Origin of the sequence: Komagataeibacter intermedius TF2 (assembly GCF_000964425.1) — a bacterium.
Classification (GTDB): domain Bacteria; phylum Pseudomonadota; class Alphaproteobacteria; order Acetobacterales; family Acetobacteraceae; genus Komagataeibacter; species Komagataeibacter intermedius.
Genome location: NZ_BANF01000613.1, coordinates 1 through 463 on the forward strand (window position 1 = coordinate 1; position 463 = coordinate 463).

Consider the following 463-nt stretch of genomic DNA (forward strand, 5'->3'; position numbering starts at 1 on the left):
CGCCTGCGGGGTTTAATCCGCAGGTTGAGTTCCAGTTCCCGATAGATCCGATAAACCCGCTTATGATTCCAGAGCTGTCCCTGCACATTGCGCAGATACAGGAAACACAGACCAAATCCCCATCTCCTGTGAGCCTGGGTCAGTCCCACCAGAAGAGCGGCAATCCTGTCGTTCTCCGCTGCCAGTCGCGGACGATAGCGAAAGCAGGTCTCGGATATCCCAAAAATCCGACAGGCCAGCGCAATGCTGACCCCATGATGCGCCACAGCCTGTGCGGCCAGTTCCCGGCGCTGGGCTGGCCGCTTCATTTTTTTCCAAGGGCTTCCTTCAGGATATCCGTCTGCATGCTCAAATCCGCATACATGCGCTTCAGCCGACGGTTCTCCTCTTCCAAAGCCTTCATCTGACTGATCATCGAAGCATCCATGCCGCCATATTTCGCGCGCCACCGGTAAAACGTGGC

At 56.4% G+C, this 463-nt stretch carries 1 pseudogene; it reads right to left on the minus strand.

The features are described 5' to 3' along the window. Positions 1-463 (minus strand): annotated as a pseudogene (locus B7449_RS18795) (transposase); the annotation flags it as partial.